General features: G+C 66.3%; 21 protein-coding genes and 1 tRNA gene. 9 read left to right on the top strand and 13 right to left on the bottom strand.

What is annotated here, in order from left to right:
* The coding region (locus tag E3O65_RS05870; protein ID WP_277870775.1) for a sigma-70 factor domain-containing protein at positions 1 to 293 on the bottom strand (293 nt) is incomplete at its 3' end.
* Positions 294 to 622: 329 nt separating this feature from the next.
* On the opposite strand from E3O65_RS05870, the gene E3O65_RS05865 reads away from it, so the two are divergent.
* Positions 623 to 1,162 (top strand): hypothetical protein, encoded by a 540-nt coding sequence (locus E3O65_RS05865; RefSeq protein WP_134362811.1) that lies wholly within the window; start codon positions 623 to 625, stop codon positions 1,160 to 1,162.
* Here E3O65_RS05865 and E3O65_RS05860 read toward each other — a convergent pair.
* From E3O65_RS05860 to alsS, 3 genes are read right to left on the bottom strand one after another with little or no spacing between them, the layout of a single operon-like run.
* A complete protein-coding gene (locus E3O65_RS05860; RefSeq protein ID WP_134362810.1) occupies positions 1,149 to 1,502 on the bottom strand; it encodes a zinc ribbon domain-containing protein YjdM in 354 nt (117 codons plus the stop codon). The genes E3O65_RS05865 and E3O65_RS05860 overlap by 14 nt on opposite strands.
* A 21-nt stretch (positions 1,503 to 1,523) precedes the next feature.
* A complete protein-coding gene (gene budA / locus E3O65_RS05855) occupies positions 1,524 to 2,255 on the bottom strand; it encodes an acetolactate decarboxylase (protein WP_134362809.1) in 732 nt (243 codons plus the stop codon).
* Positions 2,252 to 3,994, bottom strand: a complete 1,743-nt coding sequence (gene alsS / locus E3O65_RS05850; protein ID WP_134362808.1) for an acetolactate synthase AlsS — start codon at positions 3,992 to 3,994, stop codon at positions 2,252 to 2,254. Before alsS ends, budA begins: the two co-directional genes overlap by 4 nt.
* Before the next feature lie 116 nt (positions 3,995 to 4,110).
* Between alsS and E3O65_RS05845 the strand changes: the two genes are divergently transcribed.
* Entirely contained in the window at positions 4,111 to 5,010 is a 900-nt protein-coding gene (locus tag E3O65_RS05845) for a LysR substrate-binding domain-containing protein (protein ID WP_134362807.1), read from the top strand.
* A 19-nt stretch (positions 5,011 to 5,029) separates the two neighbouring features.
* Here E3O65_RS05845 and E3O65_RS05840 read toward each other — a convergent pair whose 3' ends face one another.
* From E3O65_RS05840 to E3O65_RS05815, 6 genes are all read right to left on the bottom strand, one after another.
* The gene (locus E3O65_RS05840; protein WP_134362806.1) at positions 5,030 to 6,340 is read right to left on the bottom strand and encodes an ABC transporter permease; all 1,311 of its coding nucleotides are present in this window, start codon (positions 6,338 to 6,340) and stop codon (positions 5,030 to 5,032) included.
* Positions 6,337 to 7,017 (bottom strand): ABC transporter ATP-binding protein, encoded by a 681-nt coding sequence (locus E3O65_RS05835; protein WP_134362805.1) that lies wholly within the window; start codon positions 7,015 to 7,017, stop codon positions 6,337 to 6,339. The genes E3O65_RS05840 and E3O65_RS05835 overlap by 4 nt, the downstream gene beginning before the upstream one ends.
* Positions 7,014 to 8,591 (bottom strand): efflux RND transporter periplasmic adaptor subunit, encoded by a 1,578-nt coding sequence (locus E3O65_RS05830; RefSeq protein ID WP_241985789.1) that lies wholly within the window; start codon positions 8,589 to 8,591, stop codon positions 7,014 to 7,016. The genes E3O65_RS05835 and E3O65_RS05830 overlap by 4 nt, the downstream gene beginning before the upstream one ends.
* Positions 8,591 to 9,568 (bottom strand): hypothetical protein, encoded by a 978-nt coding sequence (locus E3O65_RS05825; RefSeq protein WP_134362804.1) that lies wholly within the window; start codon positions 9,566 to 9,568, stop codon positions 8,591 to 8,593. Before E3O65_RS05825 ends, E3O65_RS05830 begins: the two co-directional genes overlap by 1 nt.
* Positions 9,569 to 9,838: 270 nt before the next feature.
* On the bottom strand, positions 9,839 to 10,603 hold the full coding sequence (locus tag E3O65_RS05820) for a hypothetical protein (RefSeq protein ID WP_134362803.1): 765 nt from the start codon (positions 10,601 to 10,603) through the stop codon (positions 9,839 to 9,841).
* A gap of 64 nt (positions 10,604 to 10,667) precedes the next feature.
* Positions 10,668 to 10,738: transfer RNA gene (locus E3O65_RS05815), tRNA-Gly, on the bottom strand.
* A 71-nt stretch (positions 10,739 to 10,809) separates the two neighbouring features.
* Here E3O65_RS05815 and dcd point away from each other — a divergent pair.
* Together dcd and E3O65_RS05805 are read left to right on the top strand one after the other, a co-directional pair.
* Positions 10,810 to 11,406 carry a dCTP deaminase gene (gene dcd, locus E3O65_RS05810; RefSeq protein ID WP_134362802.1) on the top strand — a complete coding sequence of 199 codons (597 nt, stop codon included), beginning with the start codon at positions 10,810 to 10,812 and terminating at the stop codon, positions 11,404 to 11,406.
* A 247-nt stretch (positions 11,407 to 11,653) separates the two neighbouring features.
* Positions 11,654 to 12,175: a hypothetical protein gene (locus tag E3O65_RS05805; RefSeq protein ID WP_134362801.1), complete on the top strand. Its 522-nt coding sequence runs from the start codon at positions 11,654 to 11,656 to the stop codon at positions 12,173 to 12,175.
* A gap of 34 nt (positions 12,176 to 12,209) precedes the next feature.
* On the opposite strand, the gene E3O65_RS05800 is transcribed toward E3O65_RS05805, so the two are convergent.
* The 3 genes from E3O65_RS05800 to E3O65_RS05790 all read right to left on the bottom strand — a co-directional run bounded on the left by E3O65_RS05800 (position 12,210) and on the right by E3O65_RS05790 (position 14,915).
* The gene (locus tag E3O65_RS05800; protein WP_134362800.1) at positions 12,210 to 12,656 is read right to left on the bottom strand and encodes a hypothetical protein; all 447 of its coding nucleotides are present in this window, start codon (positions 12,654 to 12,656) and stop codon (positions 12,210 to 12,212) included.
* Between the two features lie 57 nt (positions 12,657 to 12,713).
* Complete coding sequence (locus tag E3O65_RS05795; RefSeq protein ID WP_134362799.1) at positions 12,714 to 13,514, bottom strand: isocitrate lyase/PEP mutase family protein; 801 nt, start codon at positions 13,512 to 13,514, stop codon at positions 12,714 to 12,716.
* Between the two features lie 72 nt (positions 13,515 to 13,586).
* Positions 13,587 to 14,915: an MFS transporter gene (locus E3O65_RS05790; RefSeq protein WP_134362798.1), complete on the bottom strand. Its 1,329-nt coding sequence runs from the start codon at positions 14,913 to 14,915 to the stop codon at positions 13,587 to 13,589.
* Between the two features lie 189 nt (positions 14,916 to 15,104).
* On the opposite strand from E3O65_RS05790, the gene dnaK reads away from it, so the two are divergent.
* From dnaK to E3O65_RS05765, 5 genes are read left to right on the top strand one after another with little or no spacing between them, the layout of a single operon-like run.
* The gene (dnaK, locus tag E3O65_RS05785; protein ID WP_134362797.1) at positions 15,105 to 16,982 is read left to right on the top strand and encodes a molecular chaperone DnaK; all 1,878 of its coding nucleotides are present in this window, start codon (positions 15,105 to 15,107) and stop codon (positions 16,980 to 16,982) included.
* Entirely contained in the window at positions 16,982 to 17,617 is a 636-nt protein-coding gene (locus E3O65_RS05780) for a nucleotide exchange factor GrpE (protein WP_134362796.1), read from the top strand. Before dnaK ends, E3O65_RS05780 begins: the two co-directional genes overlap by 1 nt.
* Positions 17,610 to 18,620 carry a DnaJ C-terminal domain-containing protein gene (locus tag E3O65_RS05775; RefSeq protein ID WP_134362795.1) on the top strand — a complete coding sequence of 337 codons (1,011 nt, stop codon included), beginning with the start codon at positions 17,610 to 17,612 and terminating at the stop codon, positions 18,618 to 18,620. The genes E3O65_RS05780 and E3O65_RS05775 overlap by 8 nt, the downstream gene beginning before the upstream one ends.
* Positions 18,621 to 18,622: 2 nt before the next feature.
* The gene (locus tag E3O65_RS05770; RefSeq protein WP_134362794.1) at positions 18,623 to 19,057 is read left to right on the top strand and encodes a heat shock protein transcriptional repressor HspR; all 435 of its coding nucleotides are present in this window, start codon (positions 18,623 to 18,625) and stop codon (positions 19,055 to 19,057) included.
* A 26-nt stretch (positions 19,058 to 19,083) separates the two neighbouring features.
* Positions 19,084 to 20,220 (top strand): class I SAM-dependent methyltransferase, encoded by a 1,137-nt coding sequence (locus E3O65_RS05765; protein WP_134362793.1) that lies wholly within the window; start codon positions 19,084 to 19,086, stop codon positions 20,218 to 20,220.
* The last annotated feature ends 430 nt before the right edge of the window (positions 20,221 to 20,650 follow it).

The raw sequence follows: 20,650 nt of genomic DNA, 5'->3' as shown, positions 1-20,650 counted from the left end.
TAGTGTTTGGCGATGCTCACGACCAGGCGCAGGTTGGCCTCGATGAAGAGGTTCTTCGCGCGGCGGCCGTCGTGGGCGAGCCAGGCCAATTCCCGTGCGAGCGACGGGTCGTCGACGCCTCGTTCGCTGCGTTCCGCGGCGAACAGGCCCACCTCGATACGGCGGGCCAGGTCGACCTCGTCCTCAGCGGTGAGGAGCGAGACGATACCGATCCTTCTCAGGTAGTCGCCGAAGGCATCCGTGGCTGCGCGATTGTAGGTGGCAACGGATGGGGCATGTGCGGTGATAGTCATGGATTCCTCCAGTTCGGGCTGGAACCTCAGTACACAGCCCGGGTGCGACCGCGTCGAGGGCCTTGACGCGGCCCGACAGAAACCGAATAATGCTCGCGGACGGTTCAGCCGTGCGCGCCTCGTGCTCGGTCATTGTTTCTCGGCTTTCTGCACCAGCTCGTCGATCCGGGTCAGGAAACAGACCGCCCGTATCCCCTCGCTGACACGCGCCCGCACGACCACTCCGGACGTGAGGCCCGCCCGCCTCATCCCGCGTGATGAGCGCGGCATCGATCCCCGGGCAGTCTGGCGAGGAAATGCCGGGTGACCATGGGGCATAGGGTGGCGCCATGGCCTCCATGGAACGCATAGTCGAGGAGGGCCTGCTCATCGCGCTCTCGGCGGTGCGCATGGCCGTGAAGAACCACATCATCGTCGGCGCCCTGCGCGAGCACCGCGACTTTGCCGACGCCGACTATGCCGCGGCTGCCCGCACCGAGCTGAACCGGCTCGTGCTCCAGAACGAGGAGGACGCCGAGCGAACCGGCCGGCAGCGCAAGAACCTCGCCCGACAGCGCAGCGCCTTTGAGCTGACGGACGACCGCAGGCTCGACGTGCGTCAGCTTGGCCTGCGGCGGCAGGTTCACCTGAAGCTCGCCGTTGCTCTTCGGACCGTGGCCGACGACGACGCGCAGGTTGCGGGCTTACTCGACCGCGCTCGGCAGGACGCCAGCGAGGAGATCGGCGCCGCGGTCGCCGCACGACTGGCCGACCAGGTGATCGATCGCCGGGATCCGGACTATGGGCAGCGACGGGCGGAACGGATACGGGTCCTGGTGAGCACGGACCTGGCGGCGCTTCGGTCGTCGGTCGGGGCTAAGCCTTCTTGACCACACTGGACTTCAGCTGCATGGCGCCGAACCCATCGACCTTGCAGTCGATGTCGTGGTCACCGACACCGTTGACCAAACGGATGCCGCGTACCTTCGTGCCCACCTTGATCGAGGTCGCGTTTCCCTTGACCTTGAGGTCCTTGATGATGGTCACGGTGTCGCCGTCGGCGAGCACGGTACCGAAGGCGTCCTTGACGGTGGCGTCCTCGAACGGTTCGGCCTGGTCGACCGGAACGTTGCTCCACTCGTGCGCGCAGATCGGGCAGACCAGGAGCGCACCCATCTCGTAGGCGTATTCACTGGAACATACGGGGCACGGAGGCAGGGAGTCATTCACCTCCCCATCGTACGTCCGCGGTCAGGCGTGCATTTCGGTCTTTTGAATCTGCCATTCCAGGTCGTCCGGGGCCAGATTGGCGTTCTTGAAGGCATCCGTCAGCGGCAGTTGCAGGCGCAGGTCGGTGCCGAGGCAGAGGGCCGCAGTGCCGGAGCGCAGCTTGAAGTCGAGCACATGCCCACCGGCCGTGCGGTCGTCGGTGAGGAAGTGGGTGTGGCAACCTGGAACACCGATGCCCTGCTCGTAGAGCGGGGTGCGGAAGCCGGCGACGACGCCGGAGACGTCGTGCAGCTCGATGATCGCATCTTCGTCGGTGGCCTCGACCATGGGGCGGTAGGGCTTCTCCTGCTTGACGACAGTGCGCATCCGGATCCACTCGAAGTCACCGTCGATGCGCAGGGCATACATGTAGTTCTCGGAGGCCGTGAGCTTGTCGATGAACTTCGACGCCTCGGCCCGCACGACGTTGTTCGGCAGGTCGCTTTCAATATGCGGCACGAAGTTCGTGACGACGGCGTAGGGCGTGTAGGCCCCCAGATCGGCCTTGGACACCCCGCCGTCGGCTCGCAGCTGGTAGCAGGTGCCGTCGATGATCAACATTTCGCCGTCGAGCCCGTTGAACGTGCCGATGCCGAAACTGCCATGCCCGAGCAGGTCGCGCACGGTCATCTCGTCTTCGTAGACCCCGTCGAGCAGAGCGCTCATCAGGCTGGTTTGGAAGATTTCATGTCGTGAGACGGTGAACTTGCTCATTGCAGGACATCACTTTCAAGATCGGCCATCAGGTCATCTCTATTGTTGCGGTAGTCGACGTGCACGTCGATGATGCTCGGGCCCGGTTCGGCCAAGGCCTTGGCTAGCACGGCGGCGAAGTCGTCGAGGCGCGTCACCCGGTAGCCGTGGGCGCCGAACGATTCGGCGTAACCCACAGCGTCGTAGTCGCCCAGCTGAACGCCGGACGTGCGGCCGTACTTGCCCATCTGTTGGAACGCCACCATGTCATAGGTGCCGTCGTTGAAGATGACGTGGGTGAACGTCGATCCGAGCCGCACGGCCGTCTCGAGCTCCATGGCGGAGTACAGGAAGCCGCCGTCGCCGGAGACGGACACGACAGGGGTGCCCGGTCGCACCAGGGTCGCGGCGATCGCCCAGGGGAGCGCCACGCCCAGCGTCTGCTGGCCGTTCGAGAACAGCAGGGTGCGCGGGTGGTAGGTGCGGAAATGCCGGGCCATGTAGATGTAGTGCGATCCGACGTCGCAGAGCACCGTCGTGTCGTCCGGGAGAAGTTCGCGCATCATCAGCGTGAGGTCGGCCGGATGCACGCCCTCGGCCTCGTCCCGGTGGCCGGTCGGCTGGTCGGCGTGCGCGAGGCGCGCCCGCTGCACGGCGACCTCAGCGGCGGCGGGGGCCGGCATCGTTAGGCCGTCCACCTGGTGGGCGAGGGCGTCGAGGGTCTCGGCCACGTCGCCGCGCAGTTCGACCGTGGGGCGGTAGTAGTCGTCGAGGTCGGCCGAGAGCTCGTCGAGGTGGATGATCACGCGCAGGTGGTCCTTGTTCCACTTCGATGGCTCATACTCGACGAAGTCGTAGCCGACGGCCAGGATCACGTCCGCCTTATGCAGCAGGATGTCCCCAGGCTGGTTCCGGAACAGGCCCACCCGTCCGAGGTAGTGCTCTTCGAGCTCGTGCGAAATGACTCCGGCAGCCTGGAAGGTCTCGACCACGGGCAGCCCGGCCACGCCCAGCAGGCGGTGCAGTGCCGCGACGGCGCGGTCCGAGCCGGACCGTGCACCGGCCAGGATGACCGGGAACTTCGCATCCTTCAGCAGGGCGGCGGCCTGCTCGAGACTCGCGGAGGACGCGGCGCCCAGCGTCGGGACCCAGTGCGGGTGCTTCATCGACACGCTGGTCGAGTCGGTGAGCACGTCATAAGGAAGCACGACGGCGGCGGCGCCCTTGGGCTCCTGGGTGGCCTGGCGGAAAGCGTTCGCGATGGCCTCGGGCACGTTGTCGGCGACGCTGACCTCTCCGGCGGACTTTGTCACGGCGGAGAGCATGCCCACGGCATCCATAGTCTGGTGGGTTCGCTTCAACCGGTCGGCCCGGGGGACCGCGCCGCACAGGGCGACTAGCGGGTCACCCTCGGTCGTCGCAGTGAGCAGTCCCGTCGCCAGGTTGGAGGTGCCCGGTCCGCTCGTCACGAGCACGACGCCCGGCTGGCCGGTGAGGCGACCGACGGCCGCGGCCATGAAGGCGGCGTTCTGCTCGTGCCGCACCACGATCACCTCGGGACCGTCGTCGATGAGAGCGTCATACACCGGGTCGATCTTGGCCCCGGGAACGCCGAAGACCCACTTCACGCCATAGGCCTCCAAGACCTCGACCACACGTTCGGCGGAACGAACGGATGCGCTCGGCTGGCCGGCGTCCGCCGGAGTGAGCGGGGCATCCGTTGCCTCATGGTCGCTCAGGACGGGTGAGTTCGTTGTCATGGTCAAGCCTCCCGGGTCGCCGCTCTTGCGGCATCTCGTTCAATCCTTGCCGCTCGAACGATAGGATGCAACGCCGGATCGCGATACCACCGATCTGAAAATGAGATGCTAGGTGAATGGATGTCAGACAGTTCGAATTCTTCAGCGCCGTCGCCGGCGAACTGAGCTTCACCCGGGCCGCAGAACGCCTCACCATCGCCCAGTCCGCCGTGTCGGCGGGTGTGCGCTCACTGGAGAACGAGCTCGGCGTCCAGTTATTCGATCGCAGCCGGCGTCAGATCAAGCTCACCTCGACGGGGGAACTGCTGCTCCCGAAGGTTCGCGACGCACTCGACGCGGTCAACGAAGTGCGCGATGTGGCCCAGGAGAGCACCCACGCGATCACCGGCGCGATCGTGATCGGCCTGATGACCTCGGTCACGCTCGTGAATGTGCCGAGGCTCCTCGGGGTCTACCGAACCGGCCACCCCGGAGTTGGGGTGCGGCTGCGCGCGGCGCGGCGCGGTTCGGCCGGTCTGGTCGACGAACTCGTCTCAGGCGAACTCGACCTGGCCTTTCTCGCCTTGAGCGGCCCGGCCCCGACGGCACTGCTGGCGGTGCCGCTCGCGTCGTCGCCGATGGTGCTGGTCGTACCGCAGGGACACCGGCTGGCCTCCGCGTCTGCGGTGGACCTCGCCGACTTCGGCGCGGAGGAGTTCATCGATCTGCCTCCCGGCTACGCCAGCCGCCAGATCGTGGACGACGCGTTTGCCGCCGCCGGGCTCGAGCGGCGCGTCATGATCGAGGTGTCCGACATCGGCACCGCCGCCGAATACGTGACGAACGGCCTCGGCGTTGCCCTGTTGCCGGCCTTCACCGCGCGGGACGCGCCCGCGGTGCACCGCATTCCCGTCGCGGATCTGCCCGACTTCACCGTGTACTTGGCCGCATCCCGCAAGCGGCGCGCATCGGCGGCGGTGCGCGCGTTCGTGGACCTCGCCCTCTCCGCCGATGAGGCCCGCGCCCGCCAGACGTGAGCCACGCGGCGGAATCAGGTCAGTTGCTGCCGCGCAAGGCGATGATGGGTTCGATGTTCGATGCCTTGACCGCGGGGTAGACCCCGGCCAGCAGTCCCACCACGGCGCCGAGGAGGGCTGACCCGATGGCGAGCCAGGGATCCACGACCGGTGCCCACCCCTGCATAACCGACACCACCACGACGGCGAAGACTCCGAGCGCGGCCCCGACAAGGCCGCCGAGCAGTCCGATGACCACCGATTCGACCATGAACTGATGGGCGATGTTGCGCTTGGTCGCACCCAGCGCCCGACGTAAACCGATCTCACCCACCCGCTCCATCACCGACAGCATGGTGACGTTTGCGATGCCCAGGCCGCCTGCGAGCAGGGCGAGCACACCGAGAATCAGGAAGACTATGTTCACGTCGGCCTGCACGTTCTCGCGCAGGGCGGAGCCGGGGGAGGGCGCCTGCACCTCGTAGTTCTCCGGCGCGTTGGGGTTGAGGGCGATCGGAGCCTGGGTTGCCACTATCGTGCCGGCGCCGAGCGCGATCTGGATCTGCAACTCGTCTGGGCTGGCCAGGCCGAAGTCGGCGCGCGCGGTGCCCAGCGGCACGATCACCGAGTCGAGGAGGTCGGGGCGTCGCTCGACCTCGTCGATGATGCCGATCACGGTATAGGAGGAGTCGCCGATGAAGATGGAGGGTTGGCTGTCGACGCGGTTGATCCCCAGGCGCTCGGCCGCGCGCGATCCGAGCACCGCCACGCGGTCGGACCGGGCGTCGTGTCCGACGTCGAAATACCGGCCCGTGACAAGCTGTCCGCGAACCGCGTCGAGCAGCCCGGCCGAGGTCGCCATCAGGGCCGGGCCGAGGGTGGGCGGTTCCGAGGGGTCGTTGACCGGCACCGCGGTAATCGTCACCGCGTCGAGCGGGACCTCGCTGACGAGACCTGCGAGCTCTACGCCGGCGAGTCGGCTGACCCGGTCTGGCGCGTCCCACGGCAGGCTCCCCGTTGCCCGCTCCTTGCCGTTCAGGCTGTTGGCGCTGCCTGGTTCGATCACAACCTGGGTGGCTGCAACGGCATCGAATTGACTGGCGATCTGGCCGGCCGCGGTCTGGGCGAAACCGATCGTCACGACGAGTGACGCGATGCCGAGCACCGTTCCGAGCGTGGTCATGATCAGGCGGGTGGGGCGGGCTCCGATGCCGAAGCTGGCTTCGACGATGAGGTCCTGCGCCGAGAACCGGTCCGCTCGGGCGATGAGTGGCGCGCCCCCGCGATCGACGGCTTCATCCGGGGCCGGCCCGCGCTCCGCTCGCCCCCGGCGGGGCATCCGTAGTTTCATGTCGTTTCGCTCACCCGGCCGTCGGCGATGCTGATGGTGCGCCCCGCGCGATCCGCCACGGCCTTGTCGTGCGTGATCACGATGAGGGTGAGGCCGTCGGCGTTCAGTTCCTCGAACAGGTCCATGACCTCCCCGGAGGTGGTCGCGTCGAGATTGCCGGTGGGTTCGTCAGCCAGCAGGAGCTGGGGGGAGGCCACGACGGCCCGTGCGACGGCGACCCGCTGCCGTTCGCCGCCGGACAGGGTGCCGGGGAGAAAATCGATCCGGTGGTCCAGGTGCACCCGATGCAGGGCCGCCCGGGCGCGTCGCTCGCGATCCGCGCGCGGAACTCCGCTGTAGACCGTGGCCAGGAGCACATTGTCGAGCACCGAGCGATGCGGCATGAGGTGGAAGGCCTGGAACACGAAGCCGATCTTGCCGCCGCGCAGCGCGGCCCGCTCCGCCTCGCCGGCCAGGCTGGTGAGGGCTCCGTCGAGGTAATACTCGCCGACGCTCGGCCGGTCGAGCAGCCCGAGGATGTTGAGCATGGTCGACTTGCCCGATCCGCTCGGCCCGACGATCGACAGGTAGTCCTGCTTCTCCACCCGCAGGTTGATCGATTTGAGCGCCTGCACCTCGGGCGGCCCGGTGAAGGACCGGGTCACGTCGATGAGATCGACGACGGGAGGTCGGCTCATCGTCCGACCACAACCAGGTCCCCTTTCCCGAGGGAACCGTCGACCGCGACCACCTCGACGAAGCCGTCGGCTGCGAGCCCTGCCGTCACTTCGACGAGCACGGTCTCGTCCCCGGGGCCGGGGTGCACCTCGACCCGAGACTCTCCGCCGGGGCCAGCCGTGAGTGCGGCCAGAGGCACCGCGAGCACCTCCCCGTCGGTTGAGCTGACGGGGATGGTGACCCGCAGATTGCTTCCTTGGATGCTCTGCAGTTGCTCAGGCGTGAGCTCGTCGGGCGTGAGCAGGATGGTGAACCGCCCGCTCGCGGCCTCTGTTCCCTCCGTGGCCTCGGCGACGGCGATGGATGTCACCGTCGCGCCGTGCTCGGAATCGTCCTGCAGGGACAGGACTGCGGCATCACCGACCTTCATGAGTTTGGCGTCACCCGCCGACGCGGAGGCGCTGATCTGGATCGTGGCACCGGATACCCGCATCACGGAACCCTTGATGGTGGACCCGCGGTCCACGGTGACCTCGTCGACTCGGCGGGGCAGCCCCGGCAGGTAGAGGATCTCCCCGGCCGGAAGGTAGGTCATGGTGGCCTCTTCGGCTGTGGTGAGGGAGTCGCGGGCGCTCGTCGCCTGCTGCTCCGCGGATCGCAGGGCGGAGGCCTCGGCCGTGACATCGCGGGCAGCGAACACCGAATCGCGCCGGGTCTTCGCGAGCGTGAGCGCATCCGTCGCGTCCGCGATCGCGTTGGGTTCGCCGGCTGCATGTGCCAGGGCCAGGGCGCGATCGCTGGCGCGCACGAAGTTGTCCTGCTCGACCCGGTCAACGGTGGACGGGCCCGATTGCGCCGCCGACAGGGTCTGTCTGGCCAGGGCCACGCCGTCTTCGGCTGATCTCACCTGATCCGTTGCGGACTGAACCGCTTCGGTGACGCCCTCGGGGGCGTCCGGGGCGGGATAGCCGATGCGCTCGTAGAGTGCCCGCACCCCGGCCGAAGTGTCGGAATCGAACAGGTTGGACGTCACGTCGCCGGCCTCGATGCCCACGGCCTCGAGCCCTTGCTTCAGCTGGATCACGTCGGGCCCGGCCACGCCCAGACGGAGGGTGCGGTAGACGGGCAGATCGCCGGGAAGCACGATGACCGGCCGGCCGGCCACCTCGAGGGCGATGGCCGCGGCGTCGAGAGTGGCGCCGACCTCCGGCACCTGCCCGGTGACGATCGCCGGACCGCCAAGGTCCCCGGTTTCGATGGTGACCTCGACCGAGTCGGCGTAGGTGGCGTCCCCGCGGATGGTGATGTCGCTGCCGAGCACCTTCTGCTCCACCGGCACCGTGATCAGGCCGGGCTCGGGTGCCTTGGCGTTGTTCGCGGCATCCGCTGGTGAAACGACGAACCGGCCGAGCACGAGCCCTGCGGCCAGGGCGACGACGGCAATGGCCGACATCACCCAGATCGTGCGGTTGCCGTTGAGGAGCCGTCCCCAGCCCTGGCTGCGGGTCGACACGCCGACGTCGGTGGCCTCGAGGTCAGCGAGGTCGGTGACCTCCGGCGCGGTCGGGGTGGACTCGGCCGCACGCTTGGCCACTACTCACCCTGCTCGTTGTCGGCGGCGAACGCGTCGAGCTCGGCCTTGTGGTCGTCCACGAACTGCTCTTCCAGCTTGAACTGCAGCTTGAGCATCGAATCGTTGTAGTCGACCTTCTCACTGCAGGTGAAGTCGGCCAGCGCAATCTCGATCTCTCCCGCGCGCACCTCAGCAAGAGCCTCATCGCTCGGAGCCTCGCCGGTGTCATTGTTGTACAGGGCATTTGAGAGCTCGCTGGCCGCGTTGATCGCATCCTGCTTCGCCTTGTAGTCCGGATGCCCCGTGTCGGCCATGCAGGCCGCCCACGCGCCGTCGAGTTCTTGAACGGCGGGATCTTTCTGCAGCTTCTCGTAGAACTTGCTGATCGCGTCGAAAAGCGGCTTGTGGGCCTTGTCTTCGGACGGGTTGTCACCGTTGACTTCGTGCTGGGCCGATCCCGAGCAGCCGGCCTCCTCCCAGTTGTACTCGGAAGAGCCGTCCTCGTTCATCATGTCTTCCGTCTGGGGTGGACCGTAGAGCACCTCGTAGTACGCGGTCTGCTCACCCTCGGACAGGGATGCGACGTAATCCTGGTTGGGGTCGACGTACGACTCCGCCTGCTCCTGCTGGGCCGCCACGTCTTCCGGGCTCTGGGTCATCCCGTAGCCGTTCGCGGCGACCCATTCCTCGGTCTCGCGATCCTCCTGGTCGTCCATATCGAACGACATGTTCTGCGACTGGTCGACGGGGACGTAGTCGAAGCCTTCCTCGGCCATACAGGCCGCGGTGCTCTCTTCGATCTGTTTCGAGTCGGCGATCGCTGTGTCTTCGTCGTACTCGCCGTACCCGGCGGACAGGTACTTGTTGAGCGGGCTGTCCTCGTAGCTGAGTTTGCCGCCGGCGGCGGCTTCCCCACCTTGGTCCGATGCGCACCCGGTCAAACCCAAGGCGGCGACAGCCAGTGACGCAATAATTGCGGACTGCAAACGACGATTCATTGTTCTCCCTAGACGCGGCGGCAAAGGGAAAGAACGGTCCTTACATCGCCCCGTCAAGCCCCCCGCGATAAACATAGCGGTTCGCGGAAAGGGAATACACAATTCGCCGGACAAATACTGTGGGGCCGTGACCTCAGGTTTCTTCCGGCTCGCGAACCGTGGAGCGGCGCTCGGCACCGATAGAAATGGGAACGAACGCGCGGGTATCGATCGCGGGCCTGTCGCCCACCTGGGCGATGCTCGACAGTGGGGTGTTCTCGGCCGGCGCCGTCAGCGGTCAAGCCCCGCCATGCGCTCGAGTGCGGCCCGCATGATCATCTGTGCCGGGTCGCCGATCACATGGTGGTTCAGGTAGAGACTCTCCGCCCAGGACAGAACCTCTGATTGCGTGAGTCCCACGGCCGTCCAGTTCACACCGGCCTCCGCCCGTGCTTTCGGCTCGCCGGTCTTCGGGTCCAGCCACACCCGCGCGATCGCGAGGTCCGGCTCTTCGTGCTCCGGGTTCCAGAGCAGCGCGATCGGGTGGTCGGGCCCGTCGAGGTGCTCGTCGTCGATGTGGCCGGAGCCGAGCCAGGGCAGCATCAGCTGCTCGCCTTCCAGCTCCACCTCCAGAATCTCGAGTGGGACCGGGCCGTAGTCGCGTGAATACACGGGCAACCCCACATGGTGCCATTCGGCGGCTTCGTCGGCATCTTCGAGGAGGTCGGGCAGGCGCGGCGCGACGTGCAGAACGAATCCATTCGCCCAGTCGACGAGCGCCTGGGTGTCGGCGGCCGGCCACGGGCTGTCGTCGCTAGACGAGCCGTCCGCGCGGTGAAAGTGGTACTCGACACCCTCTTCCATGATGTCGAGGTGGAACTCTCCGTCGTCGAAGCCGAGGAAGATTCCGGCGACCTGCTCCTCTTCATCCCAGTCCGCGTCGAATTCCGGGTGCTGGAAACGCAGAGGCAGCGGCGGGATGTCCAGCGGCAGCGAGCCGAGATCAAGCACCACCCGCAACACGGAGTTCGGCATACGCAGTGTCGGGTCGGTCATAGTGTCGACGATACCGGAGGCGACCGACACGGGGCCGCCCTGTGATGGTGCGAACTGACAAGGGAGCGGATGACGGGAATCGAACCCGCGCTATCAGCTTGGGAAGCTGAAGTTCTACCATTGAACTACATCCGCGTGTCCACCTGCAGGCAAGCCCGCACCGGAACCGTGCCAGCATATCAAGTCCACGCCGTTAGGCTGGACGCGTGCTGCTCTCGGATCGCGACATCAAAGCTGAAATCAACGCGGAACGAATCCGTCTGGAGCCGTACCAGGCCGACATGATCCAACCGTCGAGCATCGACGTGCGCCTCGACGGCTTCTTCCGGCTCTTCGACAACCACAAGTACCCCTATATCGATCCGGCCGAAGACCAGCCCGATCTGACCCGGTTGATCGAGACCGCCCCGGGCGAACCGTTCATCCTGCACCCGGGGGAGTTCGTGCTCGGGTCCACGTACGAGAAGGTCAGCCTGCCGGACGACGTCGCTGCGCGACTGGAGGGCAAGAGCTCGCTGGGCCGGCTCGGCCTGCTCACGCACTCGACTGCCGGGTTCATCGACCCCGGGTTCACCGGCCACGTGACGCTCGAGCTGAGTAACGTCGCGACACTGCCGATCAAGCTGTGGCCCGGCATGAAGATCGGGCAGCTCTGCTTCTTCCGGTTGAGCTCGCCTGCGGAGCGCCCCTATGGCTCGAGCGAGTACAGCTCGCGGTACCAGGGCCAGCGCGGGCCGACGGCGTCGCGGTCGTTCCAGAACTTCCACTGCACGGATGTGCGGGGAGCTCCCGAAGTCCCCTAGTCACGTGCGCCCGGCCGAGTGCGTCCGGCCGTGCAGGTGAGTGCGTCCGGCCGTGAGCACCGAACGAAATTCAACGGATATTTTGCGCGAAAGGGCCCGAGAAACTGGGAAAGAGCGCTTTCAGACCAGAATCTCCGTCGAATTGGTTCCACCGCGGACGTGATGCCCCGCCTGGGATGCCCGGCGAGAACCGCGGTCGGGGACCCCTGTTCGTACGGATGCAACACGTGCCCGGTAAAATCGGGGCATGACCACATCCGTGCCCAGCTTTGCCGAGGCGCTCGTCGCGCCGGGACCGACTCCCGAGTACCCGGGACGGATGCGCCGCTTCGGCCAGTTGGTCGGCGCCTGGGCCGCCACGGGGTCCCGTCTGGACGAGGCGACCGGCGAATGGACCGTGCGCGAATTCACCTGGATCGTCGACTTCGTGCTCGACGGGCGTGCCGTGCAGGACGTCGAGGTCGTCGCGAGTGACTCGCACCCGACCGGGTTCGAGACCGTCGCCACCGCCCTCCGGGTCTACGACCCCTACGCCGGTGTCTGGCGGGTCAGCTACTTCGCCCCGGCCTCCGGCGAATACTGCCACCTCGTCGCCACGCCACACCGCAACGGTCTGCGCCAGGACGGCACCGGAACCGACGGCCGGCCGATCCGCTGGAACTTCGTCTCGATCACGGATGACACCTACGCCTGGGAGGGCTGGGTCTCCAACGACGAGGGCACGACCTGGCTGCTCATAGAGCACAACGAGGCCGCCCGCATCCGCTAGCGTCGATCGACGCGTCACGCAGAGTTCGAATCGACTAGCGCGCGACGCGCTCGCGGGTCTGCGTCAGCCCGCGCACCACGCCAGGCGCGAGGCCGAGCAGCGCGAACACGGCGATGAGTTCGAGCGCGCCGAGGGCGAAGTACACGGTCTGCAGGTCCGAGTACTCTCGGATCAGGGCGATCTCCACGAAGATCCAGACCATCATGCCGAACCCGGCGACGACCGTGGCGATCAGCGCCCAGCGGCGGCGGCGTAGCAGCCCGATCGCGGCGAGGAGCTGCGTTCCTCCGCCGATCACGCCGAGCACGATTCCCGGCACGACGTACGACGAGAACGGGGTGCTGTCCAGATATGCGAGCGGGATGCCGCCCCCGTTCGCCACCGACAGCAGGATCATCCCGGCGAACGACGACGCCGCCCCGAATAGGAGCAGACCGACCAGGAAGCCTCGGACGAACCCGGCGGAGACGCTGAATTTCATGTCCGGACCCTCCCATTTTCTCTCGATCCTATTGCTCATCCCGCCGCGTCGGCGCCACTACAGGGCGAAGGGAAAACCGAGATCTTCCGGGTATTCCCCGAGAGCGGTGAGCTGAGTCGCGGCGCGTTGCAGTGCGGCGAGGGTGAGGCCGAGCGTGCCTGGACCGAAGCTCACCCGAGAGACGCCGAGTTCGGCGAGGCGGGCCAGGGGGACGGCACCGGGATTCCCGATCACCGAGATGCGGCCATTGACCTCGTCGAGGGCGCGCTTCACCTTGTTCTCGTCGTTCAGTCCGAGGAAGAAGATCACATCGGCGCCGGCATCGAGGTAGGCGTTGGCCCGTGCCACCGCCTCGGCCCACTCTCCTCCGCCGGCCAGAGTGTCCACCCGGGCATTGATCACGAGGGGGATGCCCGTGGCCTCCGCCGCGGTGCGGGCGGCGGTCACCCGGGCGGCGGCGGTCGGGATGTCGAACTGCGGCGCCTTCGCGGCGCCGACCGAGTCCTCGAGGTTGATGCCGACGGCGCCGGACTCCTCGATCAGGCGGCGCACGTTGCGGGCCACGCCCGCGGCATCCGGGGCGTAGCCCTTCTCGAAGTCGACTGACACCGGCAGGTCGACGGCCTGGACGATGACCCGAGCCGCCTCGATTGCCTCGTTCACGCTGATCCCCTCGCCGTCCGGCCTGCCACGCACATTCGACACCGAGTGGGAGGCGGTGGCCAGGGCCGTGACACCGGGCGTCTCGGCCACGACCTTCGCGGTGATGGCGTCCCAGACGTTGGTGACGATCAGCGGCGTCCCCGGCAGGTGCAGCGCATTGAGGAGTTCGGCCTTCTGGATCTGCAGAATAGTCATTCTTCTAGCCTCACAAGGAAAGAGGGCGTGAACGAGAGTTCAGGTGATGTACAGCCTACGAACAGGTTTCGCTCAGCCGATCTGCTCCTGCCGTGCCCTCACCGGAATCAGCACGAGCAGCCCGACGAACAACACGAGCACGATGCCGAGGATGCCCCAGTACGTCTCGCCGAAGATCGTGACCATCAGTGCGAACATCGTCGGGGCGAGGAAGCTCACCGCGCGGCCCGTGGTGGCGTAGAGACCGAAAACCTCGCCCTCTCGCCCCGGCGGGATCAGCCGGGCGAGGAAGGTGCGGCTGGCCGACTGGGCAGGACCGACGAAGAGGGTGAGGGCAAGGCCGGCGGTCCAGAACACGATCTGACCGCCGTCATGCAGGAAGAAGACCAGCCCGCCGCAGACGATGAGGCCGATCAGGGCGGTCACGATGATCGGCTTTGCGCCGACCCGGTCATCGAGCGCACCGGCGACGATGGTGGCCACGCCCGCCACAACGTTTGCGGCGATCGCGAAAATGATCACCTCGCCGGGTGAGAATCCGAAGACGGATGCCGCGAGCACGCCGCCGAAAGTGAACACCCCGGCCAGTCCGTCGCGAAAGATCGCGCTCGCGATGAGGAAGTACACCGTTTGGCGGCTGGTCGTCCAGAGCCGGCGCACGTCCTGCCCGAGCACTATGTAGGAGCGGAGAAAGCTCACCCGGGGCCGGCGCACGGCTGAAGGAGAGTGGTACTCGGGAACCGAGAACAGCACCGGCAGTGCGAACAGGCCGAACCAGGCGGCTGCGATGAGCATGGTGACGCGCACCGACCACCCGTTCTCGCCAGTCACCCCGAACAGGCCCACATCCGGGTTGATGAAGCCGAAGTACACGATGAGCAGCAGCACGATGCCGCCGATGTAGCCCATTCCCCAGCCGAAGCCGCTGACCTTGCCGATGGTGCGCGCGGTGGAGACCTGGGACAGCATGGCGTTGTAGTTGACGCTCGCAAACTCGAAGAAGACGTTGCCGGCGGCCACCAGGAGGAGTCCGAGCGGCAGGAAGCCCGGCGACGGCTGCACGAAGGACATCGCCGCCGTAAGGGCCACCACGATGAACGTGTTCACGCCGAGCCACAGCTTGCGCCGCCCGGAGGTGTCCGAGCGCTGCCCGGTGATCGGCGCGAGCACGGCCACCAGGAAGCCGGCGATGGCGAGGGCCCAGCCGAGCTGGGCGGAGATCATGTCTTTGTCGCCGAAGGAGCTGCCCGTGATGTAGACGGTGAAGACGAAGGTGGTGACGACCGCATTGAACGCGGCAGAACCCCAGTCCCAGAAGCTCCATGCCACTACGCGGCGCTTGCTCGTCGTATCTGGCAACGCCTGGGCATCCGTGTTGCCCTGCTCCGCTATCCCGGTCATGCGCTGAGGCTAGTGGAAGGGGGTAGCCGAAAACCATCGATTCAGATGAAATCCCAAAGTTGAGTCGAATAAGCTCAACTCTCAGGTGCGCAGCTTGACTCCGCCCGGAGTCACTGGCACACTTGAGCCTGCACCACTCAACTCTGAGAAATAAGGTTGAGCACAAAAACTTTGAAGGAGAACGCACACATGGCCCGTGCAGTAGGCATCGACCTCGGAACCACCAACTCTGTGGTGGCCGTCCTCGAGGGTGGAGAACCCACCGTCATCGCAAACGCCGAAGGCTTCCGGACCACCCCGTCCGTCGTGGCCTTCACCAAGGACGGTGAGGTGCTGGTCGGCGAGACAGCCAAGCGCCAGGCCGTCACCAACGTCGACCGCACCATCTCGTCGGTCAAGCGCCACATGGGCACCGACTGGAACGTCGCCATCGACGACAAGAAGTTCACCCCGCAGGAAGTCTCGGCCCGCATCCTGGCCAAGCTCAAGCGCGACGCCGAGGCGTACCTGGGAGACAAGGTGACGGATGCCGTCATCACCGTTCCCGCGTACTTCAACGACGCCGAGCGCCAGGCCACCAAGGAGGCCGGCGAGATCTCCGGCCTGAACGTGCTGCGCATCATCAACGAGCCCACCGCGGCCGCTCTGGCCTACGGCCTCGACCGCGGCAAGGAAGACGAGCTCATTCTGGTCTTCGACCTCGGCGGCGGAACCTTCGACGTCTCCCTCCTGGAAGTAGGCAAGGACGATGACTTCTCCACCATCCAGGTGCGGTCCACCGCCGGCGACAACCGCCTCGGCGGCGACGACTGGGACCAGCGCATCGTCGACCACCTGATCAAGAAGTTCAAGGAAACCACCGGCGTCGACGTCTCCAAAGACAAGATCGCCAAGCAGCGCCTCAAGGAAGCCGCCGAGCAGGCCAAGAAGGAACTCTCCAGCAGCATGTCGGCGAGCATCCAGCTGCCCTACCTCTCTCTTACGGAGAACGGGCCGGCCAACCTCGACGAGACGCTTACCCGCGCCCAGTTCGAAAAAATGACCGAGGATCTGCTGGACCGCACGAAGAAGCCGTTCCAGGACGTCATCCGTGAAGCCGGCGTCAAGGTGGAAGACATCGCCCACGTCGTTCTCGTCGGTGGCTCCACCCGCATGCCTGCCGTGTACGAGCTCGTCAAGGCCGAGACCGGCGGCAAGGACCCGAACAAGGGCGTCAACCCGGATGAGGTCGTCGCTGTCGGCGCGGCACTCCAGGCCGGCGTGCTGAAGGGCGAGCGCAAGGATGTTCTGCTCATCGACGTCACCCCGCTGAGCCTCGGTATCGAGACCAAGGGTGGCATCATGACGCGCCTCATCGAGCGCAACACGGCCATTCCGACCAAGCGCAGCGAGACCTTCACGACGGCCGACGACAACCAGCCGTCCGTCGCGATCCAGGTCTTCCAGGGCGAGCGTGAGTTCACCCGCGACAACAAGAACCTCGGCACATTCGAGCTGACCGGCATCGCGCCGGCCCCGCGCGGCATCCCGCAGGTCGAGGTCACCTTTGACCTGGACGCCAACGGCATCGTGCACGTGTCCGCGAAGGACAAGGGCACCGGCAAGGAGCAGTCGATGACCATCACGGGCGGATCCTCGCTCGCGAAGGAAGACATCGAGCGCATGGTGCGCGAGGGTGAAGAGCACGCCGCAGAAGACAAGCGCCGCCGCGAGGCAGCCGAGACCCGCAACACGGCCGAGCAGCTCGCCTACTCGATCGAGAAGCTGATCAAGGAAAACGATGAGAAGCTCCCCGAGGACGTCAAGTCCGAGGTCCAGGCCGACGTCGACGCCCTCAAGTCCGCGCTCGCCGGAGACGACGACGCGGCCGTGAAAACCGCCTTCGACAAGCTCAACGAGAGCCAGGGAAAGATCGGCGAGGCCATTTACAAGACCAGCCAAGCGGATGCCGCTGCCGGCACCCCGGCCGACTCTGAGCCGACCGCTGACGCTGCCGCCTCCGACGAAGACGTGGTTGACGCCGAGGTTGTCGACGACGAAGACGACGCTTCCGAGGCTAAGAAGTAATGGCAGACGACACGAAGCGTCCCGGCGACGAGCCGTTCGAAGAGGGGGCATCCGCTCAGGGTGCCCCCGGGTCCGATGCGCGGGAGGAAAATGACGCGCACGAGGAAGCCGACGCGGAAGCAGTGAACGCCGACGAGGCCTCTGCTGAGGGCATCGAAGAGGACGAGCTGACGGTCCAGGACATCCTGGATGCCGCCGCGCGCGAAGTCGACGAGCCCACGAGCGAGCATCTCGCCGACCTCAAGCGCGTCACCGCAGAGTATGCCAACTACCGTCGGCGCACCGAGGCGAACCGCGAGGTCGAGCGCGAGCGCGTCACCGTGGATGTCGTCAAGGGATTGATCCCCGTTCTCGACGACCTCGACCGTGCTGAAAAGCACGGCGATCTGGTCGAGGACTCGGCGTTCAGCACGATCGCCGCGAAACTGCGGTCGAGTGTTGAGCGACTGGGCGTCAAGCCTTTCGGCACGGTCGGTGAGCCGTTCGATCCGACCATCCACGAGGCGATCTTCCAATTGCCCACAGCCGGCATCGAGTCGGACACCGTCGGTGACGTCATCGAGACCGGCTACTTCCTGGGTTCGTCGCTCCTGCGCGTGGCCAAGGTCGTCGTGCAGGTACCGAGCGATGGCTAGCCAGGACTGGTTCGATAAGGACTTCTACAAGGTCCTGGGTGTGTCTAAAGACGTCACCCCGGCCGAGTTGAAAAAGGCCTATCGCAAACTCGCCCGCAAGTACCACCCGGACTCCAACCCGGGCAATCCGGCGGCCGAGGCGAAGTTCAAGGAGATCAGCGAGGCGCACTCGGTGATCGGCGACTCGGCGCAACGCAAGGAATACGACGCCGTGCGCGCGATGGGCGGTGGAGCTCGCTTCACCGCCCCGCGCCCCGGCGGCGGCCAGGCCGGAGGCTTCGATGACGTCTTCGGCGGCATGTTCGGTGGGGGAGCCCGGCAGCAGCAGCAGCCCGGCTACTCCTATGAGCAGGGCGGCTTCGACGACCTTCTCGGAGGAATGTTCGGCCGCGGCCAGGGTGGCGGCGGGTTCGGAACCTCGAGCGGCGGCTTTCGGGGCTACGGTGGACCGACCCGCGGGCGTGACGTGATCGCGTCGACCACCGTCGACTTCATCACGGCCACGCACGGTGATCAGATCACCCTGCAGACACAGGATGGCCGCGCCATCAAGGTGAAGATCCCGGCCGGTGTGGCCGACGGGCAAAAGATCAAGCTTCGCGGCCAGGGGCAGCACAGTCCCGACGGCGGCGAGTCGGGCGATATCGTGCTCACGGTCAACGTGCGCAAGCACCCGGTCTTCGAGCGGGACGGACTGAACCTCCGGGTCTCGGTGCCGGTCACATTCGTCGAAGCGGCACTCGGCGCCACCATCGAGGTGCCGACCCTGGGCGGGGCTCCCGTCAAACTGCGCATCGCCCCCGGAACGCCGAGCGGACGTGTGCTGCGCGTCAAGGGGCGTGGCGTCGTGACGCCCAAGGGCACCGGCGACCTGCTGGCAGTGGTGCAGGTTGCCGTGCCGTCCCACCTGTCGAAGGACGCCGAGGAGAAACTCGCGGCCTTCGCGGAATCCCTGCCGAAGGAGAATCCGCGCGACGACCTTCTCGCGAAGGCGAGAGACTGACAATGGACGAGAACACCCGGGTTTTCGTGATCTCGATGGCCGCCGAGCTTGCGGGCATGCACCCGCAAACCTTGCGCCAGTACGACCGCCTGGGACTGGTGAGCCCTGATCGCACCCCCGGTCGGTCTCGCCGGTACTCGATGCGGGATGTGGCCAAGCTTCGCGAGATCGCGGAACTCGGTGCCGAGGGTGTCAGCCTGGAAGGCATCCGTCGCATCTTGAGACTCGAGGATCACGTGCGCACCCTCGAATCACGCCTGCGTGAACTCGAATCGGCCCTGGCCGATGAACTGCTGAACCGCCCGGGTCGCCGCGTTTTCGCGGCGGGCCCGGCCGGTGAGGTCATTTCGATGCGCGCCGGCACGCGTACGCGGCGGTCGAACCAGATTGTGATTTGGCGTCCGCTGGATCTCCGCCCGGCGAACGACGACACGTAGCCGCGGCTGCGGGTTAGCCTGAAGGAATGTCCGATTTTTCCTTTGACCGCCTGAGGCGTTACCCCGATGTGGAAGCTGACAACCTCTTCGCCGCGGATGCGAGCGACCGCCTGATCCTCGATGAGGCGGCGGATCTGCTCGCCGACGCCGGGGTCGGCGAGGTCGTGGTGCTCGAGGACCATTACGGCGCACTCACCCTGGGCGCGGCCGCGTTGGGCGGGGCCAGGGGCATCCGAGTGCACCAGGACGTGCTGTCCGGAGAGTTGGCCCTCGCCCTCAATGCGGCCGATGTCGGGCTTACCCATACCTACCGGTCCCTGGGCTTGGGCAACGAACTGCTCGCCAACGCGCGAGTGGTCCTGCTCCAGCTGCCCCGGAGTCTGGCGGCTCTCGACGAGGTCGCCGAAGCCATTCGCCGGTTTGCGGCGCCGGATGTGGTCGTGATCGCCGGTGGGCGCATCAAACACATGACGCCGGCCATGAACGAGGTGCTTGGCCGGCACTTCGGCCTGCTGAGAGTTTCGCCGGCTCGGCAGAAGTCCCGGGTGTTGCGGGCCGCCGCCCCGATCCCATCCCCGACACAGTCGGTGGTTTCCGCTTGGCCGAAGTCGGTGGACCACGCCGATCTGGGTCTCACGGTCAGCGCCCACGGGGCCGTCTTCGCCGGCGCCGGGATCGATATCGGGACCCGCTTTCTGCTCGAGTTCCTCGATCGGATGAAACCGGATGCCGGGAGCGCCATCGATTTGGGCTGCGGTACCGGAGTGCTCGCCGTCGCGCTCGCGCGCCGCCGCCCCGAGCTGTCGGTAACCGCCTCCGACCAGTCGGCCGCCGCGGTCGCATCCGCTCGGGCCACCATGGCGGCGAATTCACTCGTCAACCGGGTGACGGTTGTGCGTGATGACGCCCTGCAGAGCCAACCGGATGCGTCGGCCGAGCTGATCATGTTGAACCCGCCTTTCCACATCGGCTCGTCGGTTCACGCCGGCATCGCGCTCAAGCTCTTTGAGGACGCCGGTCGGGTGCTGCAACGGGGAGGTGAGCTGTGGACGGTATGGAACACCCACTTGGGCTATCGGCCCGCCCTCACGCGGCTGGTGGGCCCGACCCACCAGGTTGGACGGAATGCCAAATTCACCGTCACGGTTTCGACCGGGCGCTGATCCCGACCGGCGGTGCAGTACCCGCGGTTCAGCGGCTTGCGCGAAGCCCTCGAGGTCGACACGCCCGGGAAGGCAGAGGGAGTTGCGCGCCCCCAGAATTCACCGTAATGTCTCTCTAGTCACCCCACAGGTTCGGAAAGCCGTAGAGCTTCCCGGCCTCAAGTGGGACGAAGGTTTTAGTTTCTCCTCTGCCTGTCCCTTTAGGACAGCCGCCGAGAAGAAGCCAAGATAATAACTCTCTCCGACTGCTTCAGGTTGAGTTTGTGAAATGTTCTGAGTCGCTTTGGCGCACTCAAAATGAGTCGCGCACTTTGATTTGACAGGGACTTGTCGGGCGGGTAAGTTTTACGAGTTGCCCCGAAGCGACAGCCTATGGTAGGGCTTGAAGTCGGGTGCGTCCGATCCTTGAGAACTCAACAGCGTGCACAAT

Source organism: Cryobacterium breve (genome assembly GCF_004402375.1).
Lineage (GTDB): Bacteria > Actinomycetota > Actinomycetes > Actinomycetales > Microbacteriaceae > Cryobacterium > Cryobacterium breve.
Note: the sequence above shows the minus strand (reverse complement) of the source record. Positions and strands in the feature narration are given on the sequence as shown.